The sequence below is a fragment of the Marixanthomonas sp. SCSIO 43207 genome (assembly GCF_019904255.1).
Taxonomy (GTDB): Bacteria; Bacteroidota; Bacteroidia; order Flavobacteriales; family Flavobacteriaceae; genus Marixanthomonas.
This window is the reverse complement of sequence record NZ_CP063203.1, coordinates 830,864-848,075: the sequence shown is the minus strand read 5'-3', so window position 1 is coordinate 848,075 and position 17,212 is coordinate 830,864. Positions and strand designations below refer to the sequence as shown.

General features: G+C 34.4%; 19 protein-coding genes. 18 read left to right on the top strand and 1 reads right to left on the bottom strand.

The window, feature by feature from the left end; all coding sequences use genetic code 11:
- Window positions 1-1,062 (bottom strand): ferredoxin--NADP reductase, encoded by a 1,062-nt coding sequence (locus INR76_RS03850; RefSeq protein WP_223109343.1) that lies wholly within the window; start codon window positions 1,060-1,062, stop codon window positions 1-3.
- 191 nt (window positions 1,063-1,253) lie between these two features.
- On the opposite strand from INR76_RS03850, the gene INR76_RS03845 reads away from it, so the two are divergent.
- The 18 genes from INR76_RS03845 to INR76_RS03760 all read left to right on the top strand — a co-directional run bounded on the left by INR76_RS03845 (window position 1,254) and on the right by INR76_RS03760 (window position 17,207).
- The gene (locus tag INR76_RS03845; protein WP_223109342.1) at window positions 1,254-3,809 is read left to right on the top strand and encodes a lipopolysaccharide assembly protein LapB; all 2,556 of its coding nucleotides are present in this window, start codon (window positions 1,254-1,256) and stop codon (window positions 3,807-3,809) included.
- Between the two features lie 28 nt (window positions 3,810-3,837).
- Entirely contained in the window at window positions 3,838-4,308 is a 471-nt protein-coding gene (locus INR76_RS03840) for a polymer-forming cytoskeletal protein (protein ID WP_223109341.1), read from the top strand.
- 2 nt (window positions 4,309-4,310) lie between these two features.
- Window positions 4,311-4,526: an AtpZ/AtpI family protein gene (locus INR76_RS03835; RefSeq protein WP_255592776.1), complete on the top strand. Its 216-nt coding sequence runs from the start codon at window positions 4,311-4,313 to the stop codon at window positions 4,524-4,526.
- Window positions 4,527-4,528: 2 nt separating this feature from the next.
- Entirely contained in the window at window positions 4,529-4,915 is a 387-nt protein-coding gene (locus INR76_RS03830) for a DUF6168 family protein (RefSeq protein ID WP_223109340.1), read from the top strand.
- A gap of 99 nt (window positions 4,916-5,014) precedes the next feature.
- The gene (gene atpB / locus INR76_RS03825) at window positions 5,015-6,106 is read left to right on the top strand and encodes a F0F1 ATP synthase subunit A (RefSeq protein ID WP_223109339.1); all 1,092 of its coding nucleotides are present in this window, start codon (window positions 5,015-5,017) and stop codon (window positions 6,104-6,106) included.
- A gap of 33 nt (window positions 6,107-6,139) precedes the next feature.
- Window positions 6,140-6,331 (top strand): ATP synthase F0 subunit C, encoded by a 192-nt coding sequence (gene atpE / locus INR76_RS03820; RefSeq protein ID WP_117158138.1) that lies wholly within the window; start codon window positions 6,140-6,142, stop codon window positions 6,329-6,331.
- Window positions 6,332-6,415: 84 nt separating this feature from the next.
- The gene (locus tag INR76_RS03815; protein ID WP_223109338.1) at window positions 6,416-6,916 is read left to right on the top strand and encodes a F0F1 ATP synthase subunit B; all 501 of its coding nucleotides are present in this window, start codon (window positions 6,416-6,418) and stop codon (window positions 6,914-6,916) included.
- A gap of 41 nt (window positions 6,917-6,957) precedes the next feature.
- Entirely contained in the window at window positions 6,958-7,494 is a 537-nt protein-coding gene (gene atpH / locus INR76_RS03810) for an ATP synthase F1 subunit delta (protein ID WP_223109337.1), read from the top strand.
- Between the two features lie 36 nt (window positions 7,495-7,530).
- Complete coding sequence (gene atpA / locus INR76_RS03805; RefSeq protein ID WP_223109336.1) at window positions 7,531-9,111, top strand: F0F1 ATP synthase subunit alpha; 1,581 nt, start codon at window positions 7,531-7,533, stop codon at window positions 9,109-9,111.
- Between the two features lie 70 nt (window positions 9,112-9,181).
- Window positions 9,182-10,054: an ATP synthase F1 subunit gamma gene (atpG, locus tag INR76_RS03800; protein ID WP_223109335.1), complete on the top strand. Its 873-nt coding sequence runs from the start codon at window positions 9,182-9,184 to the stop codon at window positions 10,052-10,054.
- A 205-nt stretch (window positions 10,055-10,259) separates the two neighbouring features.
- Window positions 10,260-10,775, top strand: a complete 516-nt coding sequence (locus INR76_RS03795) for a hypothetical protein (RefSeq protein WP_223109334.1) — start codon at window positions 10,260-10,262, stop codon at window positions 10,773-10,775.
- Between the two features lie 65 nt (window positions 10,776-10,840).
- Window positions 10,841-12,301, top strand: coding sequence for a lipopolysaccharide biosynthesis protein (locus tag INR76_RS03790; RefSeq protein WP_223109333.1), 1,461 nt, complete (start codon window positions 10,841-10,843; stop codon window positions 12,299-12,301).
- 32 nt (window positions 12,302-12,333) lie between these two features.
- Window positions 12,334-13,323 carry a porphobilinogen synthase gene (hemB, locus tag INR76_RS03785; RefSeq protein ID WP_223109332.1) on the top strand — a complete coding sequence of 330 codons (990 nt, stop codon included), beginning with the start codon at window positions 12,334-12,336 and terminating at the stop codon, window positions 13,321-13,323.
- 61 nt (window positions 13,324-13,384) lie between these two features.
- The gene (locus tag INR76_RS03780; protein ID WP_223109331.1) at window positions 13,385-13,729 is read left to right on the top strand and encodes a hypothetical protein; all 345 of its coding nucleotides are present in this window, start codon (window positions 13,385-13,387) and stop codon (window positions 13,727-13,729) included.
- A 108-nt stretch (window positions 13,730-13,837) separates the two neighbouring features.
- The gene (locus INR76_RS03775; protein ID WP_223109330.1) at window positions 13,838-14,305 is read left to right on the top strand and encodes a hypothetical protein; all 468 of its coding nucleotides are present in this window, start codon (window positions 13,838-13,840) and stop codon (window positions 14,303-14,305) included.
- Window positions 14,306-14,415: 110 nt separating this feature from the next.
- Window positions 14,416-15,549, top strand: coding sequence for a CNNM domain-containing protein (locus INR76_RS03770; RefSeq protein WP_223109329.1), 1,134 nt, complete (start codon window positions 14,416-14,418; stop codon window positions 15,547-15,549).
- On the top strand, window positions 15,546-16,031 hold the full coding sequence (locus INR76_RS03765; RefSeq protein WP_223109328.1) for a methylated-DNA--[protein]-cysteine S-methyltransferase: 486 nt from the start codon (window positions 15,546-15,548) through the stop codon (window positions 16,029-16,031). The genes INR76_RS03770 and INR76_RS03765 overlap by 4 nt, the downstream gene beginning before the upstream one ends.
- Window positions 16,032-16,058: 27 nt before the next feature.
- Window positions 16,059-17,207 (top strand): serine hydrolase, encoded by a 1,149-nt coding sequence (locus tag INR76_RS03760; protein WP_223109327.1) that lies wholly within the window; start codon window positions 16,059-16,061, stop codon window positions 17,205-17,207.
- The last annotated feature ends 5 nt before the right edge of the window (window positions 17,208-17,212 follow it).

Sequence of the window (17,212 nt, the reverse complement as noted above, 5' to 3'; positions counted from 1 at the left end):
TTACACATCATCATAGTCTACAGCAATGGTAGTAGTGGTAGGGTGTGCTTGACAGGTTAAAATTAAACCATCTGCAATTTCATCATCTGTTAAAATTTGATTTTTTCGCATTTCAGCTTTTCCTTCAGTAATACGAGCAATACAGGTACTACAAATACCGCCTTGGCAAGAGTAAGGTGGATCCATATCGTGATCTAATGCCGCATCTAAAATTGATTTTTTCTGTGACATTGAAAACGTTTCTACCTCGTCATCAAGTGTGATTGTGATAGCAGTATTGCCATCGTGTGATTGCGTTAAAAGGCCTTTTTCTGAAGTGCTAAAAAGCTCAAATAGTATTTGTTTTTCATTAATTCCATTTTCCTTCAAGGTTGATGAAACAGCATCAATCATTGGCTCAGGACCACATAGATAAAATGAATTAAAACGAGTGTCTTTAAATTTATTTTTAAGTAATAAATTAACGGTTGAGCGTTCAATTCTGCCAAAAAGGGCATCATTCTCAAGTTTTCTACTGTAAACAAACTCAACAAAAAGACGGTCTTTATATTGTTTTTGAAGCGCTAATATTTCAGAATGAAACATGGTTTCAGAAAGTGATTTGTTCCCATAAACCAATAAAAAGGTACTATCTGGTACTTCTTTTAAAACGGTTTTTACAATAGAAAGAACAGGTGTAATTCCACTTCCTGCCACAAATGCAGCATAATTATTTGAGATAGTTCCGTTTTCTTCATTTGTAGGGTCAAAAACAAACTTTCCTTCAGGAGGAAGAACTTCTAGGGTGTCACCTACTTTAAGTTTTGAGTTGGCAAAAACCGAAAACACTCCGCCATCTACTTGTTTAACACCTACTTTAATTTTGTCGTCATCTGGACTGCAACAAATAGAGTAAGCACGGCGTATTTCGGTGTCTTTAAACTTATGTTTTATGGTAATGTACTGTCCTGCTTTAAAAGAAAATGTATCTTTTAATTCATTAGGAATACTAAATGTTATTGATACTGAATTGGGTGTTTCTTTAGTAATATCAGAAACGGGTAGCGAATAAAAGCCACTCATAATTTTCAATTTTTTGGCAAACTTACAAAGGAAAATTTTGTAAAGAATACAAATAAGCCAATTACAACCAATTTTTAACGTTATAAACCTATATAAATCAAAAAGAACCTTATTTTTACAGCTTATTTCTTGTTTTTATATACTAAAAGCAATGCTTTTAAGTTACAGTATCATAATAAATTGACATAATTTTGAAAGGCATATATAAAACTACTTTATTTTTCTTGGCTGTTATTTTATTAGCAGCGTGTTCACGTAAAAAGAATACTTTTTTAAGCCGTAATTTTCACGCAGTTACTGCAGAATATAATACGCTTTACAATGGAAATTTGGCGTTTGAAGACGGCAAAGAAGAACTAGCAACTACTTTTCGCGATAATTTTTGGGAAATACTTCCTGTAGAGCGCATTGATCTCAATGAAAATGCTACGTTACCTGGTGAATCAAAAAACCCAAACTTCAGCAGAGCAGAAGAAAAAGCAGCAAAAGCTATTCAAAAACACTCTGTTTATGTAAACCAAAAAGAACACAACCCTCAAATAGATGAGGCCTATATGCTTTTGGGGAAAGCCCGCTATTATGATGAGCGTTTTATCCCTGCAATGGATGCTTTTAACTTTATTCTAGACCGTTACCCTACTAGTAACAATATTACCAATGCTAACGTATGGAAAGCAAAAGCCAACATTCGATTAAATAACGAAGAAATTGCATTAGAAAGCTTACAAGAATTGCTAGAAGACGTTGAGCGCGAGCAAATTGAGATGGATGATGAAGAACTAGCAGATGTTGCAGCAATTATGGCCGAAGCATACATTAAAATGGATTCAATCCCTGAAGCATTACCTTATATGAAAGTTGCTTCAGAAAAAGTTAAGAAAAATGAACTCAAAGGGCGTTATAACTACATCAAAGGACAATTATATAATCGTGTAGGAGAACGAGATAGTGCAAACATGGCTTTTGATCAAGTTATTGAGCTTAACAGAAAATCACCGCGTGTCTACATGATTAATGCTCATATAGCCAAAGCCAGAAATTTTGATTATGAAAACGAAGACAAAACAGCTTTTTTAACTTTCTTACAAGAGCTTGCTGAAGATAGAGAAAACCGTCCATACCTAGATAAGATATACAATCAGATAGGTGAGTACTATTATAATATTGACAGTATTGAAACGGCCGTAAGCTACTATAATAAGTCTATTCAGGAAAAATCACTAGATAAAACCCTTCAATCAATTAATTATGAAACACTAGCTGTTATTAATTTTGACGCTACCAATTATAAAACAGCAGGTGCGTATTATGACAGTACGCTTACCAATCTTGAAGAAAACACAAAAAAATACCGTCGTATAAAGAAAAAGCGTGAAAACCTTGATGATGTTATCAAGTATGAAGACATTGCCATAAAAAATGACAGTATTTTACGCTTTACAAATATGACCGAAGCAGAACAGCTGGCTTATTTTACCAACTACACAACAAAACTTAAAGAACAAGCCGTAGCAGACTCAATTGCAAATGCAAAGCAAGAACAAGCAATTGCAAACAATGAGTTTTATACCAAAAACTCAAAAGCAGGTGGGCCAAACCAAAACGGAGCAACTTTTTACTTTTACAACTCAACAACAGTTGCATTTGGTAAACAACAATTTCAGAAAATATGGGGTAACCGTAAACTAGAAGATAACTGGAGACGTTCTGAAAAGAAATCATCTTTAATTGAAGAAGAAGAAACCGCTCCTGCCGAAATTATAGCAGGTAACAAACGATTTGATCCTCAAACCTATATTTCAAAAATACCTACAGATCAAAAAGTCATAGACAGCTTAATTGGCGATAGAGATTTTGCCTATTATCAATTAGGGTTAATTTATAAAGAGAAGTTTAAAGAATACGGCCTCGCAACAGACCGCCTAGAAAAATTGTTAACCTACAATCCAGAAGAGCGATTAGTGCTTCCGTCAAAATATAATTTGTATAAGATTTATACTTTGAATGAAAACGAATCACTGGCAACAAAATATAAAAACAACATCATAACAAATCACCCAGATTCACGCTATGCTGAAATATTAAAAAACCCAAATACAGCTCTAGCAAATGATGAATCTAGCCCAGAATTTAAATACAATCAATTGTATGAAGAGTTTGAAGCATCTAAATATGATTACGTAATTGAACAAAGCGACAATTATATTGCTCAATACACCGGCACAGAAATAGTACCAAAGTTTGAATTACTTAAAGCTACAGCAATAGGACGTCAACAAGGATTTGAAGCGTATAAAAAAGCATTAAACTATGTTTCGTTAAACTATCCTAACTCTAAAGAAGGAAAACAAGCTGAGCAAATGTACTCAAAAGTATTGCCCAATCTAGATTCAACCGAATTTGTACCCGATGAAGAAGCAAAAAGTTGGAAAGTAGTTTATACATTTGACAGTACCGAAGCTGAAGACGCTCAAAAACTAAAAGAAAAGATAGGCAAAGCAATTGAAGATTATCGATATACCAATATGAGTGTTTCTTTAGATTATTACACCACAGACACCAAGCTAGTGGTAATTCATGGTCTCAACACAAAGAACGGCGGTAAAAACTTTACTCAAGTTTTAAAAGAGAATAAAAACTATAAAATTAAAAAGCCTTCTTTTGAAATAGCTACACCAAACTATAAGATTATTCAAATTCATAAAAATTTAGATGCATATCTTAATTCAAATGAAACAATAAAATAGAAAGCAATAACCTTTAAAACCTAAACGTATGTTTTCAGAAAAAAAAGACAAAACAGCACATGACCCCAGCGGTGCTCAAAACCGGATAAACGAAGGAACCACACTGCAAGGTGATATAGTATCTAAAGGTTTTTTCAGAATAGACGGTACAATTAATGGAAACGTCAATACTCCTTCAAAAGTAGTTGTAGGCAAAACAGGTTTAATTAATGGTACGTTAACATGTGAAAATGCAGATATAGAAGGTAAATTTGAAGGGAGTCTAGATGTAACAGGTACATTGTCATTAAAGTCTACTGCTGTTATAGAAGGCGAAGTTGTTGTAGGTAAACTTGCAGTAGAGCCAGGAGCTACTTTTAATGCTTCGTGTGTAATGAAAGGCTCTCAAAAAGAAGCAAAAAAAGACAATACGCCTTTGGCAAAAGAAGCCAACAACCCTAAGCCAAGTCCGTATGATCGACAACAGCGTGCCAAAAAAGCTACAGAACCACTTAAATAGCTGTGGGCAATAATAACAATAATTTAAGACGGTGGGCTGCACTTAGCGCCATAGCTATAGAAATGGCTGTGATTATCTATCTTTTTGTGCGAGGCGGTCAATGGCTTGATTCAAAATATAACGAAGGAGGAAAGCTATACTTAATCCTCGGAACTCTTTTGGGAGTAGCCTTATCTTTATATTTGGTAGTAAAACAAACCAACAGACTTAATAAATAGTAATGGTCCAGAGTTTTAAGTTTTTAGCTATTCTTGCAGGAATATTAATAGCAGTATTTTTTATTCATCTTGGTGTTTTAACATACTTAAACCTTCCGCTTTTTGAAAACAAAATATTGTTGTCATATATTGTTAATTTTATTTTGGCAGGAATCATTTTGTTTGTAATGCAACGAGCACTTAATAAAAAATCTTCTCAAGCAGGTTTTATTTTTATGGCCGGAAGTGGTTTAAAATTTATTGTGTTCTTTGTAGTATTCTATCCTTTTTACAATGCAGACGACAATATGCAGACCATTGAATTTGTCACTTTTTTTGTTCCTTATGCGGTCTGTTTGGCTTTAGAAGTGGGCTATCTCTCCAAACAGCTTAATAATCAAGTATATTGATACTTACGTGTCTTGAAAAAAAGACTCAAATTTCTTTTCACAATAAAATATATAACTGTATTTTTGCACCGATTTTAAGGACATCACTATTTGTGTATTATGCAAAAGCCATTTATAGTTAAGATTTTATTTGTAGTAGTATTATTAGCAGGTTTTACTACAACCTATGCTCAAGACGTTGAAGAGAACCTTCAAACCCATGAACTTACCGAGCAAGAAGACAGCGATAAAAAATCTGAGATACAAGAGTATATTAACCATCACTTGTTAGACTCGTATGATTTTACATTCTTCTCAGATGAAGAAGAAGGTAAGTATTATGGTTTTCCACTGCCGGTAATTATTTTTGATGAAGGATTGAAAGTTTTTTCTTCTTCAAAATTTAATCACGGTAATACAGTTGCTGAGGTAGATGGTAACTATTACAAGTTGTATCATAATAAAATATACAAAACAAACGCTTCTGGAGACATTAATTATGATGAAGAAGGTCACGCTACAAACGAGAAGCCATTAGACTTTTCAATTACCAAGAATGTAGTGACTATGTTGTTGGTTTCAGTATTGATGTTTTTCTTGTTCCGTGCGCTTGCAAAATCATATAAGAAAAATAAAGGAATGCCAAGTGGAGTAGGAAGATTTTTAGAGCCGTTGGTTTTATTTGTAAGAGACGAGATAGCTATACCTAATATTGGAGAAAAGAAATACAAAAAGTATATGAGTTTCTTGTTAACCATTTTCTTCTTTATTTGGTTTTTAAATTTATTAGGAATGACTCCACTAGGGGTAAATGTTACAGGAAACATTGCTGTTACATTTGGATTAGCATTGCTTACATTCTTAATCACTCAATTTACAGCAAACAAAAACTATTGGGGCCACATCTTTTGGATGCCAGGTGTTCCTAAGTTAATGCGTATTGTGCTAGCGCCTATTGAATTATTAGGTGTATTTATCAAGCCTTTTTCATTAATGATTCGTCTATATGCAAACATGACTGCAGGTCACGTAGTATTAATGAGTATCATTGCATTAATGTTTATATTTAAAAACTGGTTAGGAAGTTCACTTTCTTTCGGGTTGGCATTTGGTTTAGCGATATTAGAGTTGTTAGTAGCAGCTTTACAAGCATACATATTTACAATGTTATCGGCGCTATACTTTGGTATGGCAAATGAAGAAGCACACTAATTTTTGAACGTTTAATTTTTAATTATATATATTATGGAAATCCCAACAATTGTAGGAGCAGGTTTAATCGTAATCGGAGCTGGTCTTGGTATCGGTAGAATCGGTGGTCAAGCTATGGAAGCGATTGCACGTCAGCCTGAAGCTTCTGGTAAAATTCAAACAGCGATGCTTATTGCAGCGGCGCTTATTGAAGGTATTGGATTTGCTGCATTATTCGCAGCGTAAATTAAATTTACAGTAGCTGTAACGGTTGGTTACAGCTACTGTATACTATTAAAAATTAAAATAATTTTTTTGAAATTTTAGATAATGGAAAAATTAATTGAACAATTTTCATTTGGACTGTTTTTTTGGCAAATATTAATCTTTGTAGGATTAGTACTTTTACTTAGAAAATTTGCTTGGAAACCCATATTAAACGCAGTTAATGACCGTGAGCAAGGTATTAAAGACGCTTTAGCTTCAGCAGAAAATGCTCGTAAGGAAATGGAAAACCTTCAAGCAGATAACGAAAAGTTATTGCAAGAAGCTCGCAATGAGCGTGACTCAATGATGAAAGAAGCACGTGAAATCAAAGCAAAAATGATTTCAGACGCTAAAGAAGAAGCGCAAGCAGAAGCAAGTAAAATGATCACACAAGCTCAAACTGCAATTGAAAGCGAAAAGAAAGCAGCAATGGCCGAATTAAAAAGCCACGTAGCTGAACTTTCAGTACAAATTGCTGAAAAAGTAGTTAAGCAAGAATTATCTACAGACAAAAAACAATTAGAATTGGTTGACACAATGTTGGCTGATGCAAAATTGAACTAGTAGAAAAAATTAAACAAACCCGTTAACACTAGGGCAAAACTATGAGCAAAAGAGCAGCTATACGATATGCGAAAGCAGTTTTACAAAAAGCTGGAGAAAACAATACAGAAAATGTAATGTTTGGCGATATGCAATCTGTACATGCTACTTTAGAAAGCAGTGAAGAGCTTCAAAGCATGTTGCAAAGTCCGGTTATAAAAGTTGAAGATAAAAAAGAGGCATTGCTTAAAATTTTTAGTAATCAATCAGACCTTACTAAAAATCTTATACACTTATTGGTAGCCAATCAACGCTTGGCACTATTAGGAGATGTAGCTGAAAGCTATATTAGCTTATACAACAACGCTCAAGGTGTAAAAATAGCAGAAGTAACCACAGCAGTACCACTTACTTCTGAATTAGAAAACACGGTATTAGCAAAAGTTAAAGAGTTAACTGGAAGCACTTCGGTAACTATAAAAAACATTGTAGATACCGCTATTATTGGAGGCTTCATACTGCGCGTAGGAGATCTTCAATATAATGCAAGTATTGCAAACAAATTAAATAGAATTAAAAGAGAGTTTACATTAAATTAAGGATTGAAACAAAATTCAATCTAAAATCTAAATAAGATGGCAGAAGTAAAACCAGCTGAAGTTTCAGCAATTTTAAAGGAACAACTTTCAGGTTTTGAAGCATCAGCTTCACTTGACGAAGTAGGAACTGTTTTAACCGTAGGTGATGGTATTGCAAGTGTTTACGGACTTGCAAATGCACAGTACGGTGAATTGGTAGAGTTTGAAGACGGTTTAGAAGGAATCGTTTTGAACCTTGAAGAAGATAATGTTGGTGTTGTATTACTAGGACCTTCAAAAGAAATTAGTGAAGGATCTACAGTAAAACGTACACAACGTATCGCATCTATTAAAGTAGGTGAAGGTATTGTTGGTCGTGTAGTAAACACACTAGGTCAACCTATCGATGGAAAAGGACCTATTGAAGGTGAAACTTATGAAATGCCATTAGAGCGTAAAGCACCTGGTGTTATCTATCGTGAGCCGGTAACTGAACCATTACAAACTGGTATTAAGTCTATTGACGCTATGATACCTGTAGGGCGTGGACAACGTGAATTAGTTATTGGTGACCGTCAAACTGGTAAATCAACAGTTTGTATTGATACCATATTAAACCAAAAAGAATTTTATGACGCTGGTGAGCCAGTATATTGTATCTATGTTGCTGTAGGACAAAAAGCATCTACAGTTGCAAACATTGCACAAGTACTAGAAGACGCAGGAGCATTGGCTTATACAACTATTGTTGCTGCAAACGCATCAGACCCTGCGCCAATGCAGGTATATGCTCCTTTCGCTGGAGCAGCAATTGGAGAATACTTCCGTGACACTGGACGCCCTGCTTTAATTATCTATGATGATTTATCAAAACAAGCAGTTGCTTACCGTGAGGTGTCATTACTTCTTCGTCGTCCACCAGGACGTGAAGCATACCCTGGTGATGTATTCTTCTTACACTCAAGATTATTAGAACGTTCAGCAAAAGTTATCAATGATGATAAAATTGCTAGTGAAATGAACGACCTTCCTGAAACTCTAAAGCCTATTGTAAAAGGAGGAGGATCATTAACAGCTTTACCAATTATTGAAACACAAGCGGGTGACGTTTCTGCATATATCCCAACTAACGTAATCTCGATTACAGATGGTCAAATTTTCCTAGATGGTGATTTATTCAACTCAGGTGTTCGTCCTGCAATTGACGTAGGTATTTCGGTATCTCGTGTAGGAGGTAACGCACAGATTAAGTCTATGAAGAAAGTATCTGGTACATTAAAGCTTGACCAAGCACAATTCCGTGAATTGGAAGCATTTGCTAAGTTCGGTTCAGATCTTGATGCTGTAACAATGAACGTAATTGAAAAAGGTAAGCGTAACGTAGAGATCTTAAAACAAGCTCAAAACGATCCGTTTACTGTAGAAGATCAAATTGCAATTATTTATGCAGGGTCAAAAAACTTATTACGTGATGTTCCTGTTGAAAAAGTAAAAGAATTTGAAAGAGATTATCTAGAATTGCTTAACGCAAAACATAGAGATACATTAGACACGCTGAAATCTGGAAAATTAACAGATGAAGCTACTGATACCTTAACGGCTGTAGCAAAAGACCTTTCAGCTAAATATAAAAAGTAATTAGATTTAAGCATTGTGTAGTGAGTTAATTTCTCACTACACAATGCTCTATATTCAATTCTATAGAAGAATGGCAAATCTTAAAGAAATACGAAGTAGAATCAACTCTGTTGGGTCAACCATGCAGATCACAAGTGCCATGAAAATGGTGTCTGCTGCAAAGTTGAAAAAAGCACAAGACGCTATTACAGCAATGCGTCCTTATGCAGATAAATTGACCGAGTTGCTTCAAAATTTAAGTGCAACCTTAGATGCTGATAGCGGAAGTAAGTTTTCAGAACAACGCCAAGTAAACAAAGTTTTGATAGTTGCTATTACTTCAAATCGTGGTTTGGCAGGTGCTTTTAACAGTAATATTGTTAAAGAAGCAAAACGCACGGCTGCCTCATCATTTGCCGATAAACAAGTAGATTATCTTACCATTGGTAAAAAAGCAAATGACATCTTAAAAAAGAACCAAACAGTTATTTTAAATAACAATCAAATATTTGATGATCTTACTTTTGATGCTGTTTCTGAAGTTGCTGAACTTTTAATGCAAAAATTTGAAGATGGTGAATACGATAAAATTGTATTGATCTACAACAAGTTTAAAAATGCAGCAACGCAAATTGTTATGAACGAACAATTTTTGCCAATTCTTCCACCAAAAGTTGATGAAGCTGAAGCAGAAAAAGCGACGCCAAATTATATTTTTGAACCAAATAAAGAAGATATTGTTTCAGAATTAATTCCGAAGAGCTTAAAAACACAGTTGTTTAAAGCTATTCGTGATAGTGTTGCTAGTGAGCATGGTGCCCGTATGACCGCAATGCACAAAGCCACCGATAACGCAAAAGAATTAAGAGACGATCTTAAATTACAATACAACAAAGCTAGACAAGCTTCAATCACCAACGAAATTTTAGAAATCGTAGGTGGTGCAGAAGCGCTTGCCGGATAAGATTGGCCGTAAGGCAAATCATTTTAAAGCGAAGCGCCGGATAAGATTGGCCGTAAGGCAAATCATTTTAAAGCGAAGTAATAGCTTGTAAAAAATATGATACCTACTTAGTGCAAAAAAGCCTTCCGTTTCTTTTGGAAGGTTTTTTTATTATAGGAAGTTTAAAAAATAATAGTTTTTCCTATCTTCACATTAAAATATAGCGATGAAGCCTTTTAAAAACGTATTCACATTAAGTATTGTTTCTTTACTACTTTTAAGTTTTTCAAATTGTGGAAGCGGTAAAACGGGTGATTATTCTTTAACCAAAAATCCACCTTTTTCTATTGAAGACAGTTTTTATCAAAAATGGGTTGCCGGGGTACAAGGTGGTGGTTCGGGTATTGACGTACACCTCACTTTTATTAATCTGGATGAAGGTGTAACCATAAATAGTGTTTATTTCAGAAATAAAATTGCACAGGCAAGACAAGTTTCTCAAGACCCTATAAAGTATATTGGTAACTTTAAAACAAACTTAAATCGCGAAGTTATAATGGATATTGATGCTAAGAAAGAAGCAAAAAACACTCCGCCTTATAAAACACCTTTTCAACTGGAAGATAATGCTGCGGTGATAAGCTATTCAATAAATGGAATAACGCAGTATTATAAAGTTAGCAACCTTCGAGAAAAAGAGATGCTTGCATATCCACAAAGTAAACCTTCTGCTGAAAATTAAAATATAAAACCATGCGCTGCAAGCGATAATAAATTCAATACTTTTACGCTACAAAATCAACTTCATTGAGCGTCTTTAAAAAACTATTTAAGCAAACTTTTATATATGGGCTCGCTACGGTACTTCCTAGGGCCTTAGCAATTGTTTTGGTGCCATTATATGTGTCAGTTCTCGGGACCAACCAATATGGTGTTTACGCTTCTCTAATGGCGTTTTTAATCCTTGGTAATGTGGTGCTCTCTTATGGGATGGAAACTGCTTTTTTTAGGTTTATTAATAAACATTCACCTTTAAAAAATCAGGTTCAATCTACTGCATTAACATCGCTTACTGTTTCCACGATACTATTTTTAACAATAACCTTGGTTATAAATGATAGTATTGCATCATTTTTAGAATTTAAACCTGAATATATTACATACGGGTTGCTTATTCTGGCTCTTGATGCTCTAGCGGTTTTACCTTTTGTTTGGTATAGGGCTAATGAAAAACCTATGAAATATGCAGCAATCAAGATTTTCAATGTCTGTGTAAACTTAGGATTCAACTTATTTTTCTTTTTAGTGCTTCCGCATTGGGCAAAAGGTGTTGAAGATTCTTTCTGGAAAGCAATATATTTTGAAGAAAATAAAGTAGCCTATGTTTTTATAGCCAATTTAATTGCCAGCGCAATTACATTTTTAGTGTTGCTTCCACTATATATAAAAATAGGGTTTGGTTTCAGTAAAGATATCTGGAAAGGAATGATAAAATATGCCTTCCCGGTATTAATAGCTGGTATTGCTTTTTCTATAAATGAAGCGTTTGATAAAATTTTACTGAAATACTTACTGCCAAAAAATATTGCCGAAGCCGAAGTAGGTGTTTATGCAGCGTGTTATAAACTAGGTGTTTTTATGACGCTTTTTGCTACGGCATTTCGTTTAGGGATTGAACCCTTTTTTTTCAATCACGCACAAAGTAAAAATGCAAAGCAAACTTATGCAACCATAACAAAATACTTTTCCATTTTTGGGAGCATTATTCTATTAATTGTAATTGTTTACATAGATATTTTTAAACGTATCTTAATCCCAAAGGAAGAATATTGGGAAGCACTTTCTGTTGTGCCACTTATTTTGCTAGCCAATTTATGTTTGGGGATTTATCATAATCTTTCAGTTTGGTACAAAGTGACCGATAAAACCAAAATTGGCGCCTATATTTCGATAGTTGGAGCTTTTATAACCCTTGTTCTCAATTTTTTATTAATCCCTTTAATAAGTTACCAAGGCAGTGCAATTGCTACCTTAGCTGCTTATGGAAGCATGATGCTGCTTTCTTATTATTTTGGGCAGCGCAATTATGCCGTTCCTTACGATGTAAAACGAATAGGCGCATACATACTTCTTGCTACAGGATTTTCAGCTGTTTCCTTTTATGTTTTTGATGGTAATTTAGCAATAGGGACTGCGTTATTATTGGTATTTTTGCTGCTAGTTTTCTTTTCAGAAAAGAAAGAAATTAAACGCATTCTGAAAGCTTAATAACTGAAATCTGAATTCAAAATTCAAAAAAAATGTATCCACTTAGAAGAAACAGACGATTACGATCTACCGAAGCTATAAGAAACTTAGTACGAGAGACTACTCTTTCACCTAATGATTTTCTAGTTCCGCTATTTGTGGTAGAAGGAAAAGGTGTTAAAGAAGAAATTGCTTCTATGCCTAATTATTACAGATACAGCTTAGATTTATTATCAAAAGAAGTGAAAGAATTATGGAGTATGGGCTTACACTCAGTTTTACTTTTTGTGAAAGTTCCTGAAAGCTTAAAGGATAATAGCGGTACAGAAGCTTTAAATGCTGACGGTTTAATGCAACGCGCTATAAAAACGGTTAAAGATTCAGTACCCGAAATGCTTGTAATGACCGATGTTGCCTTAGATCCGTATTCTATTTTTGGTCACGACGGAATAGTTTCAGAAGGAAAAATTTTAAACGATGATACTACAGCTGTCCTTGCTGAAATGGCATTGTCACACGCAAAAGCAGGAGCCGATTTTGTAGCTCCTAGTGATATGATGGATGGCCGTATTTTTGAAATGCGCACCTTACTTGAAGACGAAGGTTTTCACGACACCGGAATTATGAGTTACAGTGCTAAATATGCTTCGGCGTTTTATGGACCGTTTAGAGATGCTTTAGATTCAGCTCCAGTTGATAAAAAAGACATTCCAAAGAATAAAAATAGCTACCAGATGGACCCTGCCAACCGTGAAGAAGCTATTAAAGAAACTTTGATGGATATTCAGGAAGGAGCCGATATTGTTATGGTAAAACCCGGTTTGTGTTATCTAGATATTGTTAGAGATATTAGGAATGCTGTTGAGGTTCCGGTTGCGGTGTATCAAGTAAGCGGTGAATATGCTATGTTAAAAGCTGCAGCAGAAAAAGGATGGTTAGACCACGATTCAGTTATGCTTGAGCAAGTAACAGCAATCAAAAGAGCCGGAGCACAAATTATTGCTAGTTATTTCGCTAAAGATGTGGTTAAATTATTATCCTAATACATATAAACTTTAATAAAATATTGGCGAGCACATTTTAAATTCTCCATACATTTGCGGTGTGAAACGCTACGCATCACATATTAGCTATCTTTTACTACTGGTAAGCCTTTTTTTGGTCTCAGGAAATGCTTTTGCAGTTTCTGAAAAAGAACCTCTTTCAAAAAAGGAATCAAATATTATTCAAAAAACAAGTGATAAACACTTTTTTGAAGAAGTTTCAGTAGTAGAAATCCCTTTTCAACACGCAGAAGAATTTGCACATCCTTTTCTACTGTTTTTTACTGGTGTTGATACATATATGTTTTATAAACATACTCCTTTACTTTCCCATACTTTTTTACCCAAACGAGATGTAAAAAAGCAATTGGATCAATATATTTTTCCGTTCCATTTTTTTTGGTGAGCCCTTTTTCTTTTATAGAAAATTTGTACCGGATTAGGTGAAACCTAGTCGGGCTTTCACGTGTATCTACACATTACATTTTATTATAAAATTTAAAACTTAAAAAAAATGGAAACAAGTTCCACCCTTATAGGTCTTGCCATAGTATTAATTTTTATGGGGCCTATTATATTAATTGTTATAAAAAGCAGTTCAACAGAAAAACGCTTAAAAAAGAATTTACAAACGCTCTCTTCAAAGAATGATGTTTCAATACATACTTCTGAAATCATAGGAAATACCATTATTGGTCTAGATGAGAGTATTCATAAACTTGTGTTTTCAAATACCAATAGATTAACAGATGCGTTTAAAACAGTAGATTTAAATACTGTAAAAGAATGCAAGGTTACTACATTCAAAGAGTCTAAAAAACCGATAACTCGTGTAGCGATAGAATTAATAAATTCAAGAGACTCGCATGAAATTATTTTTTATGAAGAGGATGATGAATCAAACCCTGCAACAGATGTTGCTGTATGTTTAAACAGAGCAAATTATTGGGAAAAAACGATAAACAGACAGTTAAGAAAGTAGTGTTTTAAATAAAAAAGGGGTTAAAGTGCCCCTTTTTTTAGTAATTAACATTACATTGTCATAAATCAGCTATTAAATTTTTATTTTAGTCAAAATTTATTTTTGGAAGAATGGCATTACTACTTCTTTACGCTTTTGTTTCTATTTTCTTTTCGTTTTTATGCTCCATCCTTGAAGCGGCGTTGCTTAGCTTTACGCCTACCTACATTAAAATGAAAAAGAATGAAGGGAAAAGTTACGCGTTAACTTTAGCCAATTTTAAAAAAGATATTGACAAACCACTTATTGCTATTCTTACTTTAAACACAGTAGCACACACAGTTGGTGCTATATTGGTAGGAAATCAAGCCGGAAAAATCGCTATTGAAGGCGGATGGGATATTTCTATACTAGGGATCAATTTTGTAGGATTGGTTTCTGCAATAATGACCCTATTAATTTTATTGGTTTCTGAAATTGTTCCGAAAACAATTGGTGCAACCTACTGGAAGTCATTAGGGAATTTTACGGCAAAATTTCTGAAAGCAGTTATATTTCCGTTGAAGTACACCGGATTGTTATGGTTATTGATGCTTACTACAAGACTTATTGGTAAATCTGCTCACGTAAGCACTATGAGTAGAGAAGAGTTTATTGCTATTACCGATGCTGCCGAAGAAGAAGGTGTTTTTGAGGAGAATGAAACTACTGTTATCAAAAACTTATTGGTATTTAAGTCTGTAAAAGCCAAAGATGTAATGACACCTTTTCCGGTGGTTACATTGGAGAATGAAAATTTATCATTAAAAGATTTTCATATGCAGCATAAAAACCTGCGTTTTTCACGTATTCCTGTGTATAGAGAAAAGACACATAATATTACGGGGTTTGTTCTTAGAGATGATATATTGGAGCAAATAGTTGAAGAGCATGGAGATATGCAGCTTATGGATTTAAAACGAGATATTTTTGTAGTAGATTCAGATAAGCCCATACCAGATCTATTTGAAACCTTTATCAAACAGCGCGTTCATATAGCATCGGTTGTTGATGAGTTTGGTAACACCATTGGTGTAGTTACTATGGAAGATATTATTGAAACCTTGTTAGGTCTCGAAATTATGGATGAAAGTGACGCCATTGAAGATATGCAAATGCAGGCTAGAAAAAACTGGGAGCGCCGTGCCAAACGTATGGGGATAGAGCTGAGTGATATTCCTAAGAAAGGCGATATTGACCGCGGAGAAGAACAACAAAACTCGTGAAAGTAACATACCTAAATAGCCCAATAGGAACGATTGAAATAAAAGGAAATGAAAACGGAGTAACATCGGTACTTTTTACAGATGAAAAAATTCCTTCTAGAATTGATATAGTTGAATCTTTGCCGCAATCACTTCAAAACGCACGACTACAACTAAGCGAATATTTTAACGGTTCACGAAAAACGTTTGATCTGCCGCTTAATCCACAAGGAACCACTTTTCAGAAAAAAGTTTGGGAACAATTGCAAACGATACCCTTTGGTAAAACAACCACTTACCAATATATGGCAAATACTTTGGGTGACCCAAAAGTGATTCGTGCAGCAGCTTCAGCAAACGGTAAAAACCCGATTTCTATTGTTATTCCATGTCATCGTGTGATAGGTAGTGACGGCTCTTTAACAGGATACGCCGGCGGATTGCATCGAAAAAAATGGTTGCTACAGCATGAAAGCCCTGTTAAGCAAGGAGAATTATTTTAAAATGTATTTTAGTTGTATTCAAAAGATATGAAAAAACTAATTAAAGGCCTTGTCACTATTATAATTGTTGGTGTTGCGCTTCTTTATATAACCGATTATAACTACATATTAAAAGGTATACGCGTTGTTTATTTAACGGGCCATACAACGGCTTTTATAGACGACTTTAAATATTTTGAAACCGAAACCATTTCCGCAAGTAATAATTCGCAACCTTGGCCAAAAAGCAAAGATTATAACACGGTTGTACCTACTCAAAAACTTTCCGAAATCCATAAAGAGCTAGAAACAATAGCTTTTTTAATCATTAAAAACGATAGTATCTGGCATGAAACGTATGCAGAAGACTACTATGAGGCATCACAAACCAATTCCTTCTCCATGGCAAAAAGCGTTGTTTCAGCTTTATTAGGAAAGGCTATTTCTGACGGGTATATAGAAAGTTTAAATCAACCGGTAGGTGATTTTTTTTCTGAATTTAAAAACACAGGATTAACAGTAGGTGATTTATCATCTATGGCCTCTGGGTTAAACTGGGATGAGTCTTACAAAAATCCCTTCGGAATCACTGCTAGAGCTTATTATGATGATAACTTAGCTGAAACCATTCTTAACCTTAAAGTAGTAGAAACGCCAGGAGAAAAATATAAATACTTAAGTGGTAACACCCAATTGCTAGCAATGGTAATTCAAAAAGCTATTGAGCCAACAAGCTTAGACTTATCTGCTTATTTACAAGATAAATTTTGGCAACCTATGGGTGCAGAAAACCCTGCATTATGGCAGGTTGATGATGAAAAAAACCGCTTAGTAAAAGCATATTGTTGCATAGGAAGTAATGCTCGTGATTTTTCACGTTTTGGAAAGCTTTATAAAGATTTTGGAAAATGGAACGGCAAACAACTACTAGATTCAACCTTTGTTGCTAAATCAATTCAACCTCGATTTAAAGATAGCCCAGAGTATGGTTATGGCTTTTGGCTTAATGAAGTTAACGGTAAAAAGGTGTTTGCTATGCGAGGTATTTTGGGTCAATATGTAATAGTTGTTCCTGAAGATAATTTGATTATAACTAGATTAGGTCATAAAAGAGGTGCTAAAGAAGATGACCCTTTCAGTAGTGACTTTTATATTTATATTGAAGAAACCTACAACATGCTTAAAAACGGTTCATAATTTTT